This is a genomic window from Borrelia sp. HM (assembly GCF_019669085.1).
Taxonomy (GTDB): Bacteria; Spirochaetota; Spirochaetia; order Borreliales; family Borreliaceae; genus Borrelia.
Map to the genome: position 1 here is coordinate 191940 of NZ_AP024401.1, position 15771 is coordinate 207710.

Genomic DNA, 15771 nt, shown 5'->3' on the forward strand with positions numbered 1-15771 from the left:
CATGATAAACAGGGTAAGTCATCCTCTAACATACGATAACTTAAAAGCATCCTCAACAGATAAGGAAGCAAAAATAGCTAAACTTTTAGAAAATTTATACAAAGGTGGCAAAAGAATTACAACGCTAAGAGATGATCCAACAGGTATCACTCACGCAATAAGATTAGACAGTGACATATTTAAACTTAACACCTATGCCCAAAATATCAATGCTACCAAAAGTAAATTAAGATACGTAGAAGGATGTTTACAATCATTAGCCACTATTCTAACTCGTGCAAAAGAAATAACTGTCCAAGGAGCAAGTGGTACATACGAAGCCAATGATAAAAAAATAATAGCAAAAGAAATAAATGCAATACTTGAAGATATCCTTGCAATAGCAAATATCAAAGGACCAGATGGATATAGTATATTTGCAGGAACCAAAATTGATTCTGAGGCATTCAAAGCAACTAGAGAAAACAAAACAAATCAAGATGATGGGTCAGAATCCCAAATAATAAAAGTAGATTATAACGGCAATCAAGAGAAAAAGTCATCTGAAATATACAATAGAATTTATGGATCAACCAACTATCCTGGAAGCGAAATATTCTTTTCTCAAAATCATCACATAATATCATCACAAAACATTAATGGATTTATTGTTAAAGAAAACACAAAAATCTATCTCAATAACATTGAGATAGCACTAACAGCAGGAGATACTGCTACTGACATTATTGCCAAAATTAATGAATCATCAACTTCCGTTGAAGCCACTCTTGATCCTCTTTCAAACTCAATGACTATAAAAACAACTATACCCCATCAAATATGGATCACAGAAGAAGGTTCAACAATATTACAAGACCTAGGTATTCTTACTCAAAATAATGATAATAAAATTCCTCCTTACAATATTGCAAACAATGCTGAAGTTATAAATAGAACGATTTTTGATAGCTTAATTGACTTAAGAGATAATCTAGATAACAATAAAGAAGAACTTATTGGAAGTAGGAGCTTGGCAGAAATTGATGAGAGTTTAAATAAAATTCTTACAACATTATCTGATATTGGAGCAAAAGAAAACAGACTTGATTTAAGTTATGCAAGAATTAGCAAAGAAATAATGGATATGAGAGATGACATGGTTCAATATACTGACCTTGATGTAACAAAAGCAATAACTGATCTTAATATGGCAAGTCTAGCTTATCAGGTATCTTTAGGGGCATCTGCAAAAATTATGCAAACAACTTTATTAGACTTTATAAAATAAATGAAAAATGAAATTAGTATAAAATTCAATTTTCCTGAAGGGATATTAGGCTTTGAAAATATCAAAGAATTTGTAATTAAAAATTCTGAGCACAAACTTTTCTCTATCATGCAATCAATAAACGAAGAAATAAATTTTTTAGTAACATCTCCTTTTAACTTCTTAGAAAAATATTTGCCAAACATAGAAGAAAAAGATTGGTTAGATATCCAAGCAGAAAATGAAAATGAAAAAGTAATATTGTGCATAGTCAACATGCATGTAACAAATTACAAAGACATAACTGCCAATTTAAAAGCCCCAATAATCTTAAATAAAAAAAAATTAATAGGAAAACAAGCTATATCTACACATGAAGAGCATTATCTTAGATACAAAGTCTTTAAGGAATAAAGATGCTAATATTATCAAGAAAAATAAACGAAAGCATAAAGATAGACTCTAATATTGAAATTTCAATATTAGAAATAAAAAAAGATAGTGTTAAAATAGCTATAACGGCTCCTGCAAGCATTAAAATACTGAGATCCGAAATTTATAATATCATTAAAGAAGAAAATAAAAAATCAATACTCAAAGATAAAAATAATATAAAAAATCATATGCATAAAATGAAAAGCTTAATTGATTATTTTAGTAAATGAGAATTAATCTCTGCATCACTAAGTCTTACATAAAAAGGTCCTGACAAAATGTCATCACCTTGTCGCATATTTGATAAATATTTAAGCTTACCAAGCTCTGTTAAAATTGAACCAAAAGAATCTAAATCACTGAAAATCTCAAATTTATTTTTAAGTTTTTCACAAATCAATTCAATACCATTGCCAACAATAACAAATTTTGAATCGAGGTTATCTAAATATGCAAATAACTCTGACTCAGACAAACAAGAAACTTCACCACATAACTTAAAATCCCTATAACATCCAAGAAAATATCTACCTGCTGTAAAGCTTAAAATTATCTTATTTGCTTTTGTATAAACCAATCTTTCAAAAACATCAAAAGTAGGTATATTAACAAAAGGAATTGAGAGTCCTAAAGATAGTCCCTTAACAAAGCTTAAACTAACTCTCAAACCCGTAAAAGACCCAGGACCAGAAGAATTAATAAGTAAATCAATCTGATTGAGCTCAATACCATTTTCCAACACAAAATCATAAAATAATTTTGGAACACTAAGAGAAGAATTAATCTCATCTTTACATTTCACTATAGAGAAAACCTTACCTTTAATTTCAAAATAAATCATCAAAGTCTTATATGAATATTCAATAGCAAAAGTATTCATAATGAAAAGTCTAAAATCCTATTATTATCTTCTATTTTAAATTTTACAAACATCAATCTATCCTTTGGCAAAATATCAATAATAATTTCTGGCCACTCAATAGCTATTATAGAAGCTTTATCTAATAAAACCTCCATTCCACCAACAAGTTCAAACTCATCCAAAACATTCAAACGATATAAATCAATATGATAAAACTTAAAACCTATAAATTCATAAACATTGATAATGTTATAAGTTGGACTTATAAAATAGGAAATACTAAGATTAAAAGCTAAACCCTTTAAAAAGGTTGTCTTTCCAGCACCCATATCACCACAAAGACATAATATTTTACCAATAGGCAAAGGATTAAAAAAAGACTTAGAAAAGTCTACCATTGCTTCTTCTGATCTAAACGACAAAATCAAGGAAGCTCACCTTTTACATCAAGATCAATAACATATTTTTTTATTGCAATCATCAAACTAAGAACAGGATAATCTAAAGAATCTAGAAACTCAACAGTGATATGCTTATCACCCAAAGGAGTTGTTTCTATTGTGAATTTTACTTTTTTAGAGTCCTTAGAGCCCTTATATTCATAAAAAACTTTAGCATAATATACACTTCTATAATATATATGACTATCCTGCTTTTTAATATTGTCAAGAGAAATCAATCTCACAACTATTATTCCTTTAAATAATAAAAATCCCAAGAAGCCAACACAGAAACATCTTCATTTAGCGCTATTTTTAAAAGTGGGATTCTCATTTCTAGATTTTAGCCCACCTTATACAAAGCAAACTATCTTCTAAAAAAATACTTAAATCCCCAAATTGAGTGAGACGTCGCAAAAAATAACTCTAATTTCTATAATTAAACTTCCCAGGAAATCTTTAATTCTTTACCTCGTAAACAATTTTTTTAAAAGTTTCAATATCTTCAATAGCTAAATTAGACAAAATTTTTCTATTCAACCTAATATTAGCCTTATTTAAACTTTCAAGAAAGTTAGAATAATTAATTCCCATTCCTGTTAAAGCAGCAGAAATCCTTACAATCCATAAACTTCTAAAATCTCTTTTACGATTTTTTCTATCTCTTGTAGCATACATCATGCCTTTACGAAGAGTATCTTTAGCCTTTTTATAGTTACTTTTTTTAGTACCCCAAAAACCCTTAGTTTGCTTTAAAATTCTCTTTCGCCTTGCAACATGAACTATGCCATTCTTTACTCTAGCCATATAATCTCCTTAAATATTCAAGCATAAGGTAATAAAGTTTTAATTCTCTTGACTTCAGCAATTGAAAGTAAACCTGCTTTGCCTAAATTCCTTCTTCTTTTTGAAGATTTTTTAGTTAAAATATGCCTTAAATTTTGCTTTTTATGTTTAACTTTACCTTTTGAAGTAAAAGCATACCTTTTGCGAGCGCTTTTGCATGTTTTCATCTTTGGCATTTATATCTCCTTATTAATTACTTCTTAGACTTAGGTGCAATAATTAAAAACATTGTTTTGCCTTCCATTTTAGCTGGTGATTCTAAAATATAATTAGAATCACCTACTCTTTCAAGAATACCCTCTAAAATTTTATATCCCAAATGAGTATGAGCAAGCTCACGCCCCCTAAATCTTATAGTAACTTTTACCTTATTACCTGATTTAAGGAAGCCTAAAATATTCCTATACTTAAAATCAAGATCATGAGTATCTATTTTTGGCTGCATCCTAACTTCTTTAAGCTTAATTATCTTTTGGTTTCTCTTCTGTTCTTTTTGACGTTTTTCCTGATGAAATTTATATTTTCCATAATCAATTATTTTGCAAACAGGAGGCAATGCATTTGGAGAAACCTCAACCAAATCAAGTTCAACCTCTTTAGCACGTCTAATAGCATCTTCAATTGGCAAAACAGATTGGGTCCCATCATCAAAAACCAACCTAACTTCACGAGCCTTAATTTTATGATTAATTTTTAATTCTTTATCTCCTGATTTTGCCCTATCCCTATCCTTACCGAAATTCCTATTTATCATCTAATAACACGTACTCCTCAAATAGCATTAATCAATAATAACTAATTTTAATATACCTTAATTAAAAAGTAAATTCGAACACATATCTATTAATCACAATAATAAAAACTATCTTTCAAAATACTAAAAAATAAAAATCTAATTGATTAATGAATAATTTAAAAGTAAAATTTATTTATTATGAATCTATTTTTGCTAGTAAGCCTACCTTTAGCATTTAAAATATACATGATCGTAAAACATCCTAATATAAAATTAATCAAAAAGAGTTATATTCATTTACTATTGATATTATACGCTATGACCATTTTTTCTCTACTATACCTAATAGAAGAATTCATATTATATAGAACTTTGATAATAAATTACCAAACAAAACTTAGTTTGGCAGCATCAATATTCATTAAAGAACAAATATACTATTATACTTTCCCATTATTTATATTTACGTTTTTTTTTACATTCAATCCAAATTCAATACTTAAAACAAATCCAATATTTTTAACATATTTTGCATTTGGATTAATATTATCCCAAAATTTAGAACTCATTATCACAAACAGTAAAGTTTTTGGGACATATGAATATATCAAAATACCACTTCTACATATAATAGAACTAATATCTACAGCTATCATATGTGAAAGAGGAATATATCTTCATAAAACAAGAAAAATAAATGGATATAAATCGATTTTTATTCCAATTTTAATCTTAGAAGCAATCATTACATTTTTAAAAGTATTAATTTTAACAAATATACAAATACACATTTTAACTATATTGATAATAATACTGGTAATCACAGTCTTAATATTGAATAAAAAATTTATTGGAAATTCAAAATAATGCTACATAAAATAACAATTTTTTTATTTACAATAATACTATTTCTATTGTTTACCTGTAAATATAATCAAATCACAGACAAAGATTTCAGTTATATAATCATATTCTCAAATCCAACAGAGTATTTATTCAAAATCAAAAATACTCCATTCATACAAGAAGAAATACTATTTATCAATGAAAAAGATATTGAACTTATTAAAGATAAACTAGAACTAGAAAATATAAAAAAGATACTCCTTACACACAAACCAAATAATACAATATTTGCTGAAAAAAAAATTAAACAAAAAACTCTACACCTATCTGAAGTTAAATTTTCATTAAAAAAAGCAATTGATTTTATCTTTAACGACTCCCCAAAAGATTTAAAAACTTCTTTAATCATACAAGACAATACACTAAACAAAGAAGATTCAGAACATTTAAATGAAAATGCAAAAAAACAGAATATAAATATTACTATGATAGATAACAAAAATATTCAATACTTAAAAAATATGATTACTCCTAAAATAACAAGAGTGATCATATTTTCAATGAAGAATAATCATGTTTTTGTAAAAAAATTCTCAGAATCAGCTTTTTTTCCAAAAATAGAATTCACATTAATTGGAAACAATAAAAAGGATTTAAAAAAAATTAATGTTAAATATATAATTGGCATTAATGAATTAGATCTAATAAAAATAGTAAAAAAAATTAACAAAAACTCTCAATACGAATTTAACATTTACAAAAAATAAAATGAACCTTATATGCAAATAATATTGAATTATGTAAAAAAGAACTATGACATAATAAATAGACTATCAATAATATTGTACATATTAAATAATAATAATTATTTAAATTTAAGCCAACACTTTACAGGTTGAATCTTTAAATAAATCTTCAAAATTATCATATAATACAGATACAACACTATCCAAATCACAATTTTTAATTTTTACAATTTCAAGACATATATATCCTAAAAAAATTGGAGCATTTATGTTTCCCCTTAAAGGAACTGGAGCTAAAAATGGACTATCTGTTTCAATTAAAATATCTTTAAGATTTAATTTTTTTAAGACTGATCTTAGAGAATCTGAATTTTTAAAAGTTAAATTACCAGCAAAAGATATCTTAAATCCAAGATCAATAAACTTTTTAGCATATTCATAAGTACCAGAATAACAATGCAATATTCCTCTACTTGTCAAATTAAAGGATTTAATTATATTGCAAATATCATCATAAGCCTCCCTTACATGTAAAATAACGGGCTTTTTATATTTTTTAGCAAAATCTAACTGAATATTTAAAACTTCAATTTGCTCCTTTTTATTATCTGATTTAAAATAATCAAGACCAATTTCACCAATAGCAGCAACTTTTTCTTCCGCTAAAATCCTTTCAAGCAATTCAAAATCCTCTCTTAAAGCCTTATTTAAGGGATGAATTCCAGCTGTTAGTAAAATATTTGAATAAATATCTAAGAGTTTTTTTCTCCCATAAAAATCACTAGGATGCAATCCAACATCAATTAAATAAGAAAATCCATTTCTAAAACATTCATTAATAACATAATGAACATCTATAGAATTTTTATTCAGTTCATCAAAATGAACATGAGTATCTACTAACTTATTAAAAAAAACAGATCTTTCAAAATTAAGCTTCATTAATCCAATTTATTCCTAAGATTATTAATGTAATCAATAACAGTAACATTCTTCATTCCAAGTTGCAAGAAATTTGATAAAATATCTATAGCATTTTCAATCTGACCTAATGCTTCATAACACTCAGCAGCATTTACGTACAATATTGAATTCTTAGGATTGGTCTTTATCAGGTTTTTAATAGCTGTTAAGGCCTCTTCATACTGCCCCTGGTCTTTTTGAAGCAATGCAAGACCCAGTATAGCAAAAATATCAAAATCAACATCAAGAGCTCTCTTATAATAAATTTGAGAATTTTCATAATCTCTTAAATATCGGTATGTATCCCCTATTCTCGTTAAAACCAAATTATTTTTTGGGTCTCGTTCTATTATTGAAAGCCAATATTTTAAAGCTTCATCATACTCTTTATTTCCTCTATAGCAATCAGCAAGTCCAAAAATAGCATAAAAGTTGTTAGGAGAAATTCCTAAAGCCTTTTTAAAAAAATAAATTCCTTTACCAAATTCCTTTAATTTCCTATAACAATTACCAATTGAAGTTAAAACACGTACATCAATTTTAACTTGATTTATTTCATACATTTTAAGCCAATACTTCAATGCTTCCTTATATTCCTTAAAGTCATAATACAAATGTCCAATACCAACAAGAGCATAATCATTATCAGGTACAAGCTCTAAGACTCTTAAATATGATTGTCTAGATTTTTGAAAATTCTTTAATTTTCTATAAGAAGAAGCAATTCTTGTAAGAACTGTAATATTTTCAGGATCATATTTTAAATACTCTTCCCATATATCTGTAGCCTTTTTATAATCGTCTAAACTTCTATAACAGTCTCCTAAACCAAAAAGTGCATAATTGTTGTTTGAATGTTTAGCAAGGCATCTTTGATAATAAATTATAGCCTTACCAAAGTTAAGTTTTTTTCTTTCAATGTCACCAAGTCCAACAAGAGCATAATTATTATCATCATCCTTTTCTAAGATATCATTAAATAATTCCTCTGCTTCAGGAAGTCTCTCTTCCTTTATCAGCTGATATCCCCTTTTGGATTTTTCAGTAACATCAAGAAGCTCATTATCAGAAATTTGTGAGATATCCTCAAAATCATCTAAAAGTTTCTTGTCTAACATAAATACCCCTTTTTAACTGGTTTATTAAAGACATAACATTCACTTCATATATATACTATCTCAAAAACATATAAACTATATTTATATATAAACACATCAAGATATTAATAAATCTTTAATATCCAATCTCAATAAAAATATTATATAAAAAATTAAAAAAATATACTTAATTTTGTAAACTTAAACTTATTTATTTAAATTGTAAATAAGCCTATTTAGATAAAATTCATGACCAATTATAACAAAAAAAACTCAAAAATAGGATAAAATATTACTACCTTGCTAGGAGAAAATTATTATGTTTTTAAAAAAATTAAATCCCATCGAAGACAAAATAAAATTACTTGAAGAAAAATTACAAGATGCAAATCTAATAAAAAATCAAAAAGAATATTCAAAAATAGTAAAAGAATACAATTACTTAGAAAAAATTAAAGAAAAAAAGGAAGAATACGAGAACATATTAAACCAAATTGATATGAACCAAAAAATCCTGTTAGAAGAAAAAAATTTAGAAATGAAAGAATTATTAGAACAAGAATTAACTAATCTGGATCTTAAAAAAGATGAAATTGAACACGCAATAAAATTATTAATGTTAAAACAAGATGAAAATGACAGTAAGAATATCATCATTGAAATTAGAGCTGGAACAGGAGGAGAAGAAGCCGCTCTTTTTGCAAATAACCTCTATGAAATGTATATCAAGTATTCTGAAAAGAAAAAATGGAAAACAGAACTTATTAACTTTAATGAAACAGAACTTGGTGGATTTAAGGAAGTAAGCTTTGAAATAAAGGGAAAAAATGTATTTAAAAAATTAAAATATGAAAGCGGAGTGCATAGAGTTCAAAGGATTCCTATAACAGAATCTAATGGAAGACTTCAAACCTCAGCAGCAACCGTTGCTGTACTACCTGAAGTTGAAGAAACTGATATTAAAATCAATGAAAAAGACTTAAGAATAGACGTTTATAGATCTTCTGGTGCTGGTGGTCAACACGTCAATACAACAGACTCTGCTGTTAGAATTACACATTTGCCTACAGGAATCGTAGTACAATGCCAAAATGAAAGAAGTCAGCATAAAAACAAAGATCAAGCTATGAAAGTATTAAGAGCAAGACTTTATGAACTTGAAGAATTTAAAAAACAAGAACAACGCTCAAATGATAGAAAACAACAAGTAGGTTCAGGTGATCGCTCTGAGAGAATTAGAACATACAACTTCCCACAAAACAGAATAACAGATCACAGAGTAAATATTAGCCTTTATAAACTAGAAGAAATTATGCAAGGAGAACTTGATCCTTTTCTAGACTCACTAGCTATAAAATTTCAAGAACAAACTTTAAAGGATAATCCAATATAATTTTTCTAATGACAATCAATGAAGCTATAAAAAATTCAAAAAAACATAACTTAAATACTCTTGAAACTTTGCTACTACTTGAAAAAATTTTAAAAACTTCAAAAGAAATAATTCTTGCAAATACAAATAAAAAGTTAACAATTCAAGAAGAGAATAAATTATTGTGTCAAATAAACAACATAAAATCAGGTACTCCCATACATCATATACTTGGAACAATAGAATTTATGGGAATTGAATTTAATATAAATAAATATGTACTAATTCCTAGAGCAGATACAGAATGCTTAGTAGAAGAAGCCTTAATTCAAATAAAAAAAAATAATTTAAATAGAATACTAGACCTATGTTGCGGTAGTGGGTGCATTGGCTTAACAATTGCACATTATATCAAGTCAAAAGTAACACTAACAGATATTTCTATAAAAGCATTAAAAGTAGCATTACAAAACACACAAAAATTAAAATTAGAAAAATATATCAAAATAGAACACTCAGATCTGTTAAAATGTATAGATAAAGAGTTTGATCTAATAATAACTAATCCTCCTTATTTAACTAAAGATGAATTAGAAATAAAAGAAAAATTAACAAAAGAACCAAGGCTAGCTCTTTTAGGATATGGAAAAGATGGACTTACAATTATAAAGAAAATAATCAAACAAGCAAAATATAAGCTTGTTAAAAATGGACTCTTAATAATAGAAATGGCTCCATGGCAAACAAAATCAATAACAAAGTTTGCAATTCAAGAAGGTTTTAAATATTTAAAACCCATATATGATATCGAAAAAAGAAAGAGAGGATTAGTTCTAAGGATAGAACATGATACAAGTTTATGAAATAGCATATTTACTTAAAATTAATGATATTGATAAATTAAAAAACATTTTTAGAAAAACTGTAAATAATACATATCAAGATGAAATTCAAAAAAAATTAATATTTAAAGCTCTTGAAATATCAGAACAATTACACTACGGGCAATATAGAGAAAGTAGAGATCCATACGTAATTCATCCAATCATGGTTGCATTATTTTTAATAAAATTTCAACTAGACTTTAAAACGACAATAGCCGGCCTACTACACGATGTTCTTGAAGACACAAGTGTTTCTAAGGAAGAAATCATCGAAGAATTCGATCAAGAGGTCTTAAGTTTAATTGATGGTGTAACAAAAATTAATGACTTACATAATAAAACAAGAGCAATCAAAGAAGCAAATAGCATTTCAAAAATGTTTTTTGCAATGACTCACGATATTAGAATAATAATCATAAAGCTTGCTGATAAATTACATAATATGGCAACTCTTTCTCATTTGCCTAGAAAAAGAAGGGAAAGAATAGCAAAAGATTGCCTTGCAACTTATGTGCCAATTGCAGAGCGACTTGGAATTTCATCCCTAAAAATATATCTTGAAGATTTATCATTAAAATATCTTTATCCAAAAGAATATAAAGAGATCAAAAATTTCCTAGCCGCAACAAAAATAGAGAGAGAGAAAAAATTATATAAGGGAAAATTAATCATCGAAAAAGAACTTAAAAAAATAGGTATTGATGTTGCAATTACAGTACGTTCAAAGCATTTTTACTCAATATTTAGAAAAATGAAAATAAGAAATAATAATATTTCTCAAATATTTGATACCTTAGGAATAAGAATAATTTGTAAACAACAAAAAGAATGCTATGAAATACTAGAAATTGTACATAAAGTTTGGAAACCAATACCAGGTAGATTAAAAGACTACATAGCAATCCCTAAAGAAAATAAATACCAATCTTTACATACCACCGTTAGAATCCCTGAAGACAACCAATTAATTGAAATACAAATTAGAACAGAAGAAATGGATAAAATTGCTAAATATGGTGTTGCGGCTCATTGGCTCTATAAAGAACAAGCTGAATTAAAAGCTGATGACATATCATTCATTAACCGAATCAAAAAATGGCAACAAGAATCAGCAAATAAAATTCAATACTCAATGCATGACATATATAAAGAACTCCTAAATACATTTATATATGTTTATACACCAGAAGGAGAAATAGTAGAACTCCCATTTGGCTCAAACTCAATCGACTTTGCATATACAATACATACAGATATTGGAGATCAAGCGCTTTATGCAAAAATTAATGGCAAAATTAGCTCATTAACCAAACCATTAAAAAACGAACAAATAGTTGAAATATTCACTTCTCCAGAGGCAAAACCTGATGTAATTTGGCTTAATAGCGTTAGAACAAAAAGAGCACGTTCAAAAATTCGATCTTGGCTTAATAAAAATGATAACACAATCTTTGTAGACAATAACATAATTGCATATCTCATTGGAGAAAATAAGGAACAAAAAAGACTCTTTAGTCTATTTAAATCTTTAACAAAATCCAAAATAAAAAGCATTACAATAGCTCCTGAGTGTAACCCATTAACAGGCGAAGACATTACTGGAATAATACAAAAGGACACAATAGTAGTGCACAAAGAAAATTGTAAAGAAATCCAAAATCATAAAAAAAATCATCTTGTTGAAGTAGAATGGGAAGCAACACCAACAAGAAAAGTATACCACATCATAATATTTTTAAAAAATTTAAAAGGTCTTTTTAATTATTTAGATAACCTTTTTACAACTTTTGAAGTAAGACTAATCAGTGAAAAAATAGAAGACTGCGGCAATGGACATGGGATCATTAATATAATTATCTCATCAAATGCAAAAAAAGTATCAATGATTTTTGCTTCACTTAAAGAAAATCCCAATGTACTTCAAATAATGCAAGTAGAAGAAGACATTAAAAATTATGACAATTAAGACATTACTGTTAATCTTAATACAAACATTCATTTCACATAAAATAATTAAAGCAGAGGAAACCGAACAATGTAGAAATCCAATAAGACAACATATCACTAAAATCAACCAGCTAAATAAATTCCAAGACAAAATAAAACGAATAGAAAACATTTATGATTATATAAAGCAATACTTTCTAAAAAATGAGATTCAATACCAAGAACACTCATTACAAGAAATTGGATTTATTGGATACTCACAAAAAGCAATTCACGTAAAAATAAAAGGCATAGAAAAAAACACTTATAATATCATTGTACCAATAGAAATAGAATATGATTTAAAAAATGATATGGCAATTGCCATCATAATAACATTATTAAATAACTTAAATAATAAAGAAATTAAAAACAATATCAATATTTATTTTATAGAAGACGATTCACACAAAAAAATAACAACAATAAGCAGTAGATTGTTGCTAGACAATAATTTTCTTGAAAAAAATACAAATACAATATATTTAATGTTAAACTCAGAAAAAGAAAATAATCCTATACAGTTTGAAAATCAATCAAACATAGTAAACTCAAAAACAAGTCTAAGTTTTTTAGAAATACTAATTAAAACATTTGATAACAATAAAATCAATTTTAAGATATCAAAAGTCAATGATAAAAACACTAATGAAATATACAACTTATATTTAAAAGAAGAAATTCCAATCTTAATAATAAACAATAATAAAGATTCAATGCTCAAATATCTCAAAAATAACAATCTCTGTGATATTTATAAATCACTTAAAGATACAATCAAAGCTAAAAAAAATATTCAAAAAGAAAATGCTCTACACTATATCATTATAAATATTCCATTTAAAAAGTGGATAATAAATGAAAGCACACTTATGATAATAATATATGCTATTTATAATTTAATTATCCTAACCTTCATCACAAGATTTAAAAAAACTAGTATCATTATTAGAAAGACCAAAGAAAATTACCATAAAATAATACAACTATTTCTTATTTTATTTTTAAGCACATATATTTCTACTTTACTTACAAATAAAATGCTCAATATCTATAAAAATTTCACAGACTATAACATTATAAATCCAATATATCTAGTAAATTTTTTTCTAACATTATTTATCTTTAACCTTATATCTTATTTTACATATGATTTTAAAATACACTTAACACTTAAAGAACTTAAATATTTAGCAATAGTAATATCAGTTATTGAACTTATTATGTTATTGTACATCAAAATAGAATTTACTTTATTCATAATTTTAAAAAATATACTAATATTAACTATTCCTAATAAAATAAAAATTTTAAAACAAATAATAATAATAATGATTTGGATAATAAATTTCACCATAATAACATCAGTACAATCAACCTCAATGATATCAAAATCAATTCTACTAAGTTACTTCATATCAATATCGCTTTTCTCAGTAATACTTACTAATATAGCTGAACATTTAAAACAGAAAACTAAAACGATAAATCAAGAATTTAAAAAAGCTGAAAAAATTGAATCTATCATTTTTCTTTTAATAATTGCCATTACAACAATGTCATATAATATAGATAAAATTGCGACAATAAAAATAGAACAAATAATAAGCTTTCCAGAAAAAATTAATAAAATTAAAATAAAGTATTTACAAGAAAATAGAAATGCGATTCAAATATCAACAAAAGATTTTCATTTAAGCTTAAACAAAAATAAACAATATATAGAACACGAAATCAAAATACAAGAAGATTTAATAAATCTATCTTTTAAAAAAACAGATGCAGCTGAGAGAACTATTTATGAAATTAATATTGCTACAAATAAGATTGCCAAACAAATTAATTTATTTCTAAAAAATGCATCTGAATTAATCATATATCAAAGTAATACACCGTATAAAATAGCATCCAACAACATAATATTTACAATAAATAATATTAAATCAAATACAATAAACATAACTTTTACTATAAAATCTCAAGAAGAAATTAAATATGAGACTTTTGCTCACTTTGATATTAATGAACACTACATAAAAATATATGATAAAGAAAGTAAAAAAGAAGTTCAAAATATCAACATAGATTATTCATATGCAATAAAGTATTCTGGCATACTGCCAAAGTCTGGAAAATATGACCAAGATAAATTTTTTAAGCTCCAAAATGATAAAGAAATAGAAAATTTAAAAAATTTGAAGCTAAATTAAATTTCTAATCGCCTAAAATCAATGTTTTTCTTTTTTGACTCATAACTTTGAAAAGCCAAAGTTATCAATTTATCAACTAAAGATTCATAATCAAGGCCATCATGTTTACACATTTTAGAAAACATAGAAATATCTGTAAACCCTGGAATTGTATTTATTTCATTAATATAAATTAAATCAGTGCATTTTTCAATTAAAAAATCAATTCTTGCCATACCCCTAAGCTCTAAACATCTATAAGTAAGATATGCATACTCCTTAATATCTAACAAATGCTTAGTATCAAGTTGAGCAGGAATATTAAATATAACGGAATTCCCAGGAATAGTAGAGTATTTAGCATCATAATCATAAAATAAAAAATTTTGTATAACAATCTCCCCCGGAGTAAATATCTTAACTTGATCATTCCCAATAATAGAACATTCAATTTCTCTTACCTGTATAAATTTTTCTACAATAATTGTTAGATCATACTCAAAAGCTTCCTCAATGCACTTTTCAATATGAGTCTCATCATACGCAATACTTATTCCAATTGAAGACCCAAGCATAGCTGGCTTTATAATGACAGGATATCCTAAATTTTGCATTATGTCTTTTTTAATTCCATCTTTATCTAAAAGATAATCATATTTTTTAAATCCAATAAAAGGGATTAAGGGGAGATTAAAACTTTTAAGCAAAAGCTTACAGAAATACTTATTACTAGCAATAGCACTTCCTAAAATGCCAGCACCAACACAAGGAATATCCATAATTTTTAAAAGTCCTTGAATAGAACCATCCTCACCTGTTCTTCCATGCACAATTGGAAACACAACATCAATTTTAAGATCCCTATTATTTACAAACATCCCACATCCAGGAATCAAACTAATAATAGCAGAATTATCTCTTGTAATTAAGGCAGGATCATTAGGAATAGACTCTATCAAATACCAAATCCCAGTACTTTTATCAATAAAACTTAAAAACACATTATATTTATCAAGATTCATAAGAGCTGAATAAACCCCATAAGCAGATCTAAGAGAAACTTCATGTTCAAAAGAAACTCCTCCAAATATTAACATAAGATTTTTTCTCATAATATCAAATC

At 26.2% G+C, this 15771-nt stretch carries 18 protein-coding genes; 9 read left to right on the plus strand and 9 right to left on the minus strand.

Annotated elements, in window-relative coordinates; all coding sequences use genetic code 11:
- Position 1 precedes the first annotated feature (1 nt).
- The 3 genes from K5563_RS00900 to csrA are packed head-to-tail and all read left to right on the plus strand — an operon-like array spanning position 2 to position 1911.
- Complete coding sequence (locus tag K5563_RS00900) at positions 2-1267, plus strand: flagellar hook-associated protein 3 (RefSeq protein WP_221037137.1); 1266 nt, start codon at positions 2-4, stop codon at positions 1265-1267.
- Positions 1268-1660, plus strand: coding sequence for a flagellar assembly protein FliW (gene fliW / locus K5563_RS00905; protein ID WP_221037138.1), 393 nt, complete (start codon positions 1268-1270; stop codon positions 1658-1660). It abuts the gene before it with no gap.
- A 2-nt stretch (positions 1661-1662) separates the two neighbouring features.
- Positions 1663-1911, plus strand: coding sequence for a carbon storage regulator CsrA (gene csrA, locus K5563_RS00910; protein ID WP_221037139.1), 249 nt, complete (start codon positions 1663-1665; stop codon positions 1909-1911).
- Here the strand turns inward: csrA and tsaB are convergent.
- From tsaB to infC, 6 genes are all read right to left on the minus strand, one after another.
- Positions 1896-2564 (minus strand): tRNA (adenosine(37)-N6)-threonylcarbamoyltransferase complex dimerization subunit type 1 TsaB, encoded by a 669-nt coding sequence (gene tsaB / locus K5563_RS00915; RefSeq protein WP_221037738.1) that lies wholly within the window; start codon positions 2562-2564, stop codon positions 1896-1898. The two genes, csrA and tsaB, sit on opposite strands and share 16 nt — an antisense overlap.
- Positions 2558-2971 carry a tRNA (adenosine(37)-N6)-threonylcarbamoyltransferase complex ATPase subunit type 1 TsaE gene (gene tsaE / locus K5563_RS00920; protein WP_221037140.1) on the minus strand — a complete coding sequence of 138 codons (414 nt, stop codon included), beginning with the start codon at positions 2969-2971 and terminating at the stop codon, positions 2558-2560. The genes tsaB and tsaE overlap by 7 nt, the downstream gene beginning before the upstream one ends.
- Positions 2968-3228, minus strand: coding sequence for a hypothetical protein (locus K5563_RS00925; RefSeq protein ID WP_221037141.1), 261 nt, complete (start codon positions 3226-3228; stop codon positions 2968-2970). The genes tsaE and K5563_RS00925 overlap by 4 nt, the downstream gene beginning before the upstream one ends.
- A 214-nt stretch (positions 3229-3442) precedes the next feature.
- Positions 3443-3790 carry a 50S ribosomal protein L20 gene (gene rplT, locus K5563_RS00930; protein WP_221037142.1) on the minus strand — a complete coding sequence of 116 codons (348 nt, stop codon included), beginning with the start codon at positions 3788-3790 and terminating at the stop codon, positions 3443-3445.
- Between the two features lie 17 nt (positions 3791-3807).
- Complete coding sequence (gene rpmI / locus K5563_RS00935; protein WP_221037143.1) at positions 3808-4005, minus strand: 50S ribosomal protein L35; 198 nt, start codon at positions 4003-4005, stop codon at positions 3808-3810.
- A gap of 17 nt (positions 4006-4022) precedes the next feature.
- Positions 4023-4583 carry a translation initiation factor IF-3 gene (gene infC, locus K5563_RS00940; RefSeq protein WP_221037144.1) on the minus strand — a complete coding sequence of 187 codons (561 nt, stop codon included), beginning with the start codon at positions 4581-4583 and terminating at the stop codon, positions 4023-4025.
- Between the two features lie 180 nt (positions 4584-4763).
- On the opposite strand from infC, the gene K5563_RS00945 reads away from it, so the two are divergent.
- Both K5563_RS00945 and K5563_RS00950 read left to right on the plus strand, forming a co-directional pair.
- Positions 4764-5432 carry a hypothetical protein gene (locus K5563_RS00945; protein WP_221037145.1) on the plus strand — a complete coding sequence of 223 codons (669 nt, stop codon included), beginning with the start codon at positions 4764-4766 and terminating at the stop codon, positions 5430-5432.
- On the plus strand, positions 5432-6178 hold the full coding sequence (locus K5563_RS00950) for a hypothetical protein (RefSeq protein ID WP_221037146.1): 747 nt from the start codon (positions 5432-5434) through the stop codon (positions 6176-6178). The genes K5563_RS00945 and K5563_RS00950 overlap by 1 nt, the downstream gene beginning before the upstream one ends.
- Before the next feature lie 108 nt (positions 6179-6286).
- Here K5563_RS00950 and K5563_RS00955 read toward each other — a convergent pair whose 3' ends face one another.
- Both K5563_RS00955 and K5563_RS00960 read right to left on the minus strand, forming a co-directional pair.
- Positions 6287-7099, minus strand: coding sequence for a TatD family hydrolase (locus K5563_RS00955; protein ID WP_221037147.1), 813 nt, complete (start codon positions 7097-7099; stop codon positions 6287-6289).
- The gene (locus tag K5563_RS00960; RefSeq protein ID WP_221037148.1) at positions 7099-8238 is read right to left on the minus strand and encodes a tetratricopeptide repeat protein; all 1140 of its coding nucleotides are present in this window, start codon (positions 8236-8238) and stop codon (positions 7099-7101) included. The genes K5563_RS00955 and K5563_RS00960 overlap by 1 nt, the downstream gene beginning before the upstream one ends.
- A 298-nt stretch (positions 8239-8536) precedes the next feature.
- Between K5563_RS00960 and prfA the strand changes: the two genes are divergently transcribed.
- The 4 genes from prfA to K5563_RS00980 are packed head-to-tail and all read left to right on the plus strand — an operon-like array spanning position 8537 to position 14669.
- The gene (gene prfA, locus K5563_RS00965; protein ID WP_221037149.1) at positions 8537-9610 is read left to right on the plus strand and encodes a peptide chain release factor 1; all 1074 of its coding nucleotides are present in this window, start codon (positions 8537-8539) and stop codon (positions 9608-9610) included.
- Positions 9611-9618: 8 nt separating this feature from the next.
- Positions 9619-10452: a peptide chain release factor N(5)-glutamine methyltransferase gene (prmC, locus tag K5563_RS00970; protein ID WP_221037150.1), complete on the plus strand. Its 834-nt coding sequence runs from the start codon at positions 9619-9621 to the stop codon at positions 10450-10452.
- On the plus strand, positions 10436-12439 hold the full coding sequence (locus K5563_RS00975) for a RelA/SpoT family protein (RefSeq protein ID WP_221037151.1): 2004 nt from the start codon (positions 10436-10438) through the stop codon (positions 12437-12439). Before prmC ends, K5563_RS00975 begins: the two co-directional genes overlap by 17 nt.
- Positions 12429-14669, plus strand: coding sequence for a hypothetical protein (locus tag K5563_RS00980; protein ID WP_221037152.1), 2241 nt, complete (start codon positions 12429-12431; stop codon positions 14667-14669). Before K5563_RS00975 ends, K5563_RS00980 begins: the two co-directional genes overlap by 11 nt.
- On the opposite strand, the gene K5563_RS00985 is transcribed toward K5563_RS00980, so the two are convergent.
- Positions 14666-15763: a D-alanine--D-alanine ligase gene (locus K5563_RS00985; RefSeq protein ID WP_255571098.1), complete on the minus strand. Its 1098-nt coding sequence runs from the start codon at positions 15761-15763 to the stop codon at positions 14666-14668. The genes K5563_RS00980 and K5563_RS00985 overlap by 4 nt on opposite strands.
- Positions 15764-15771 lie beyond the last annotated feature (8 nt).

What these genes read in the sequence shown, in the direction of transcription:
- prfA (WP_221037149.1), top strand. Translation starts at nt 8,537, where the DNA reads ATGTTTTTAAAAAAATTAAATCCCATCGAAGACAAAATAAAATTACTT.
- prmC (WP_221037150.1), top strand. Translation starts at nt 9,619, where the DNA reads ATGACAATCAATGAAGCTATAAAAAATTCAAAAAAACATAACTTAAAT.
- K5563_RS00975 (WP_221037151.1), top strand. Translation starts at nt 10,436, where the DNA reads ATGATACAAGTTTATGAAATAGCATATTTACTTAAAATTAATGATATT.
- csrA (WP_221037139.1), top strand. Translation starts at nt 1,663, where the DNA reads ATGCTAATATTATCAAGAAAAATAAACGAAAGCATAAAGATAGACTCT.
- K5563_RS00945 (WP_221037145.1), top strand. Translation starts at nt 4,764, where the DNA reads ATGAATCTATTTTTGCTAGTAAGCCTACCTTTAGCATTTAAAATATAC.
- infC (WP_221037144.1), bottom strand. Translation starts at nt 4,583, where the DNA reads ATGATAAATAGGAATTTCGGTAAGGATAGGGATAGGGCAAAATCAGGA.
- rplT (WP_221037142.1), bottom strand. Translation starts at nt 3,790, where the DNA reads ATGGCTAGAGTAAAGAATGGCATAGTTCATGTTGCAAGGCGAAAGAGA.
- K5563_RS00960 (WP_221037148.1), bottom strand. Translation starts at nt 8,238, where the DNA reads ATGTTAGACAAGAAACTTTTAGATGATTTTGAGGATATCTCACAAATT.
- K5563_RS00980 (WP_221037152.1), top strand. Translation starts at nt 12,429, where the DNA reads ATGACAATTAAGACATTACTGTTAATCTTAATACAAACATTCATTTCA.
- K5563_RS00950 (WP_221037146.1), top strand. Translation starts at nt 5,432, where the DNA reads ATGCTACATAAAATAACAATTTTTTTATTTACAATAATACTATTTCTA.
- fliW (WP_221037138.1), top strand. Translation starts at nt 1,268, where the DNA reads ATGAAAAATGAAATTAGTATAAAATTCAATTTTCCTGAAGGGATATTA.
- rpmI (WP_221037143.1), bottom strand. Translation starts at nt 4,005, where the DNA reads ATGCCAAAGATGAAAACATGCAAAAGCGCTCGCAAAAGGTATGCTTTT.
- K5563_RS00900 (WP_221037137.1), top strand. Translation starts at nt 2, where the DNA reads ATGATAAACAGGGTAAGTCATCCTCTAACATACGATAACTTAAAAGCA.
- K5563_RS00955 (WP_221037147.1), bottom strand. Translation starts at nt 7,099, where the DNA reads ATGAAGCTTAATTTTGAAAGATCTGTTTTTTTTAATAAGTTAGTAGAT.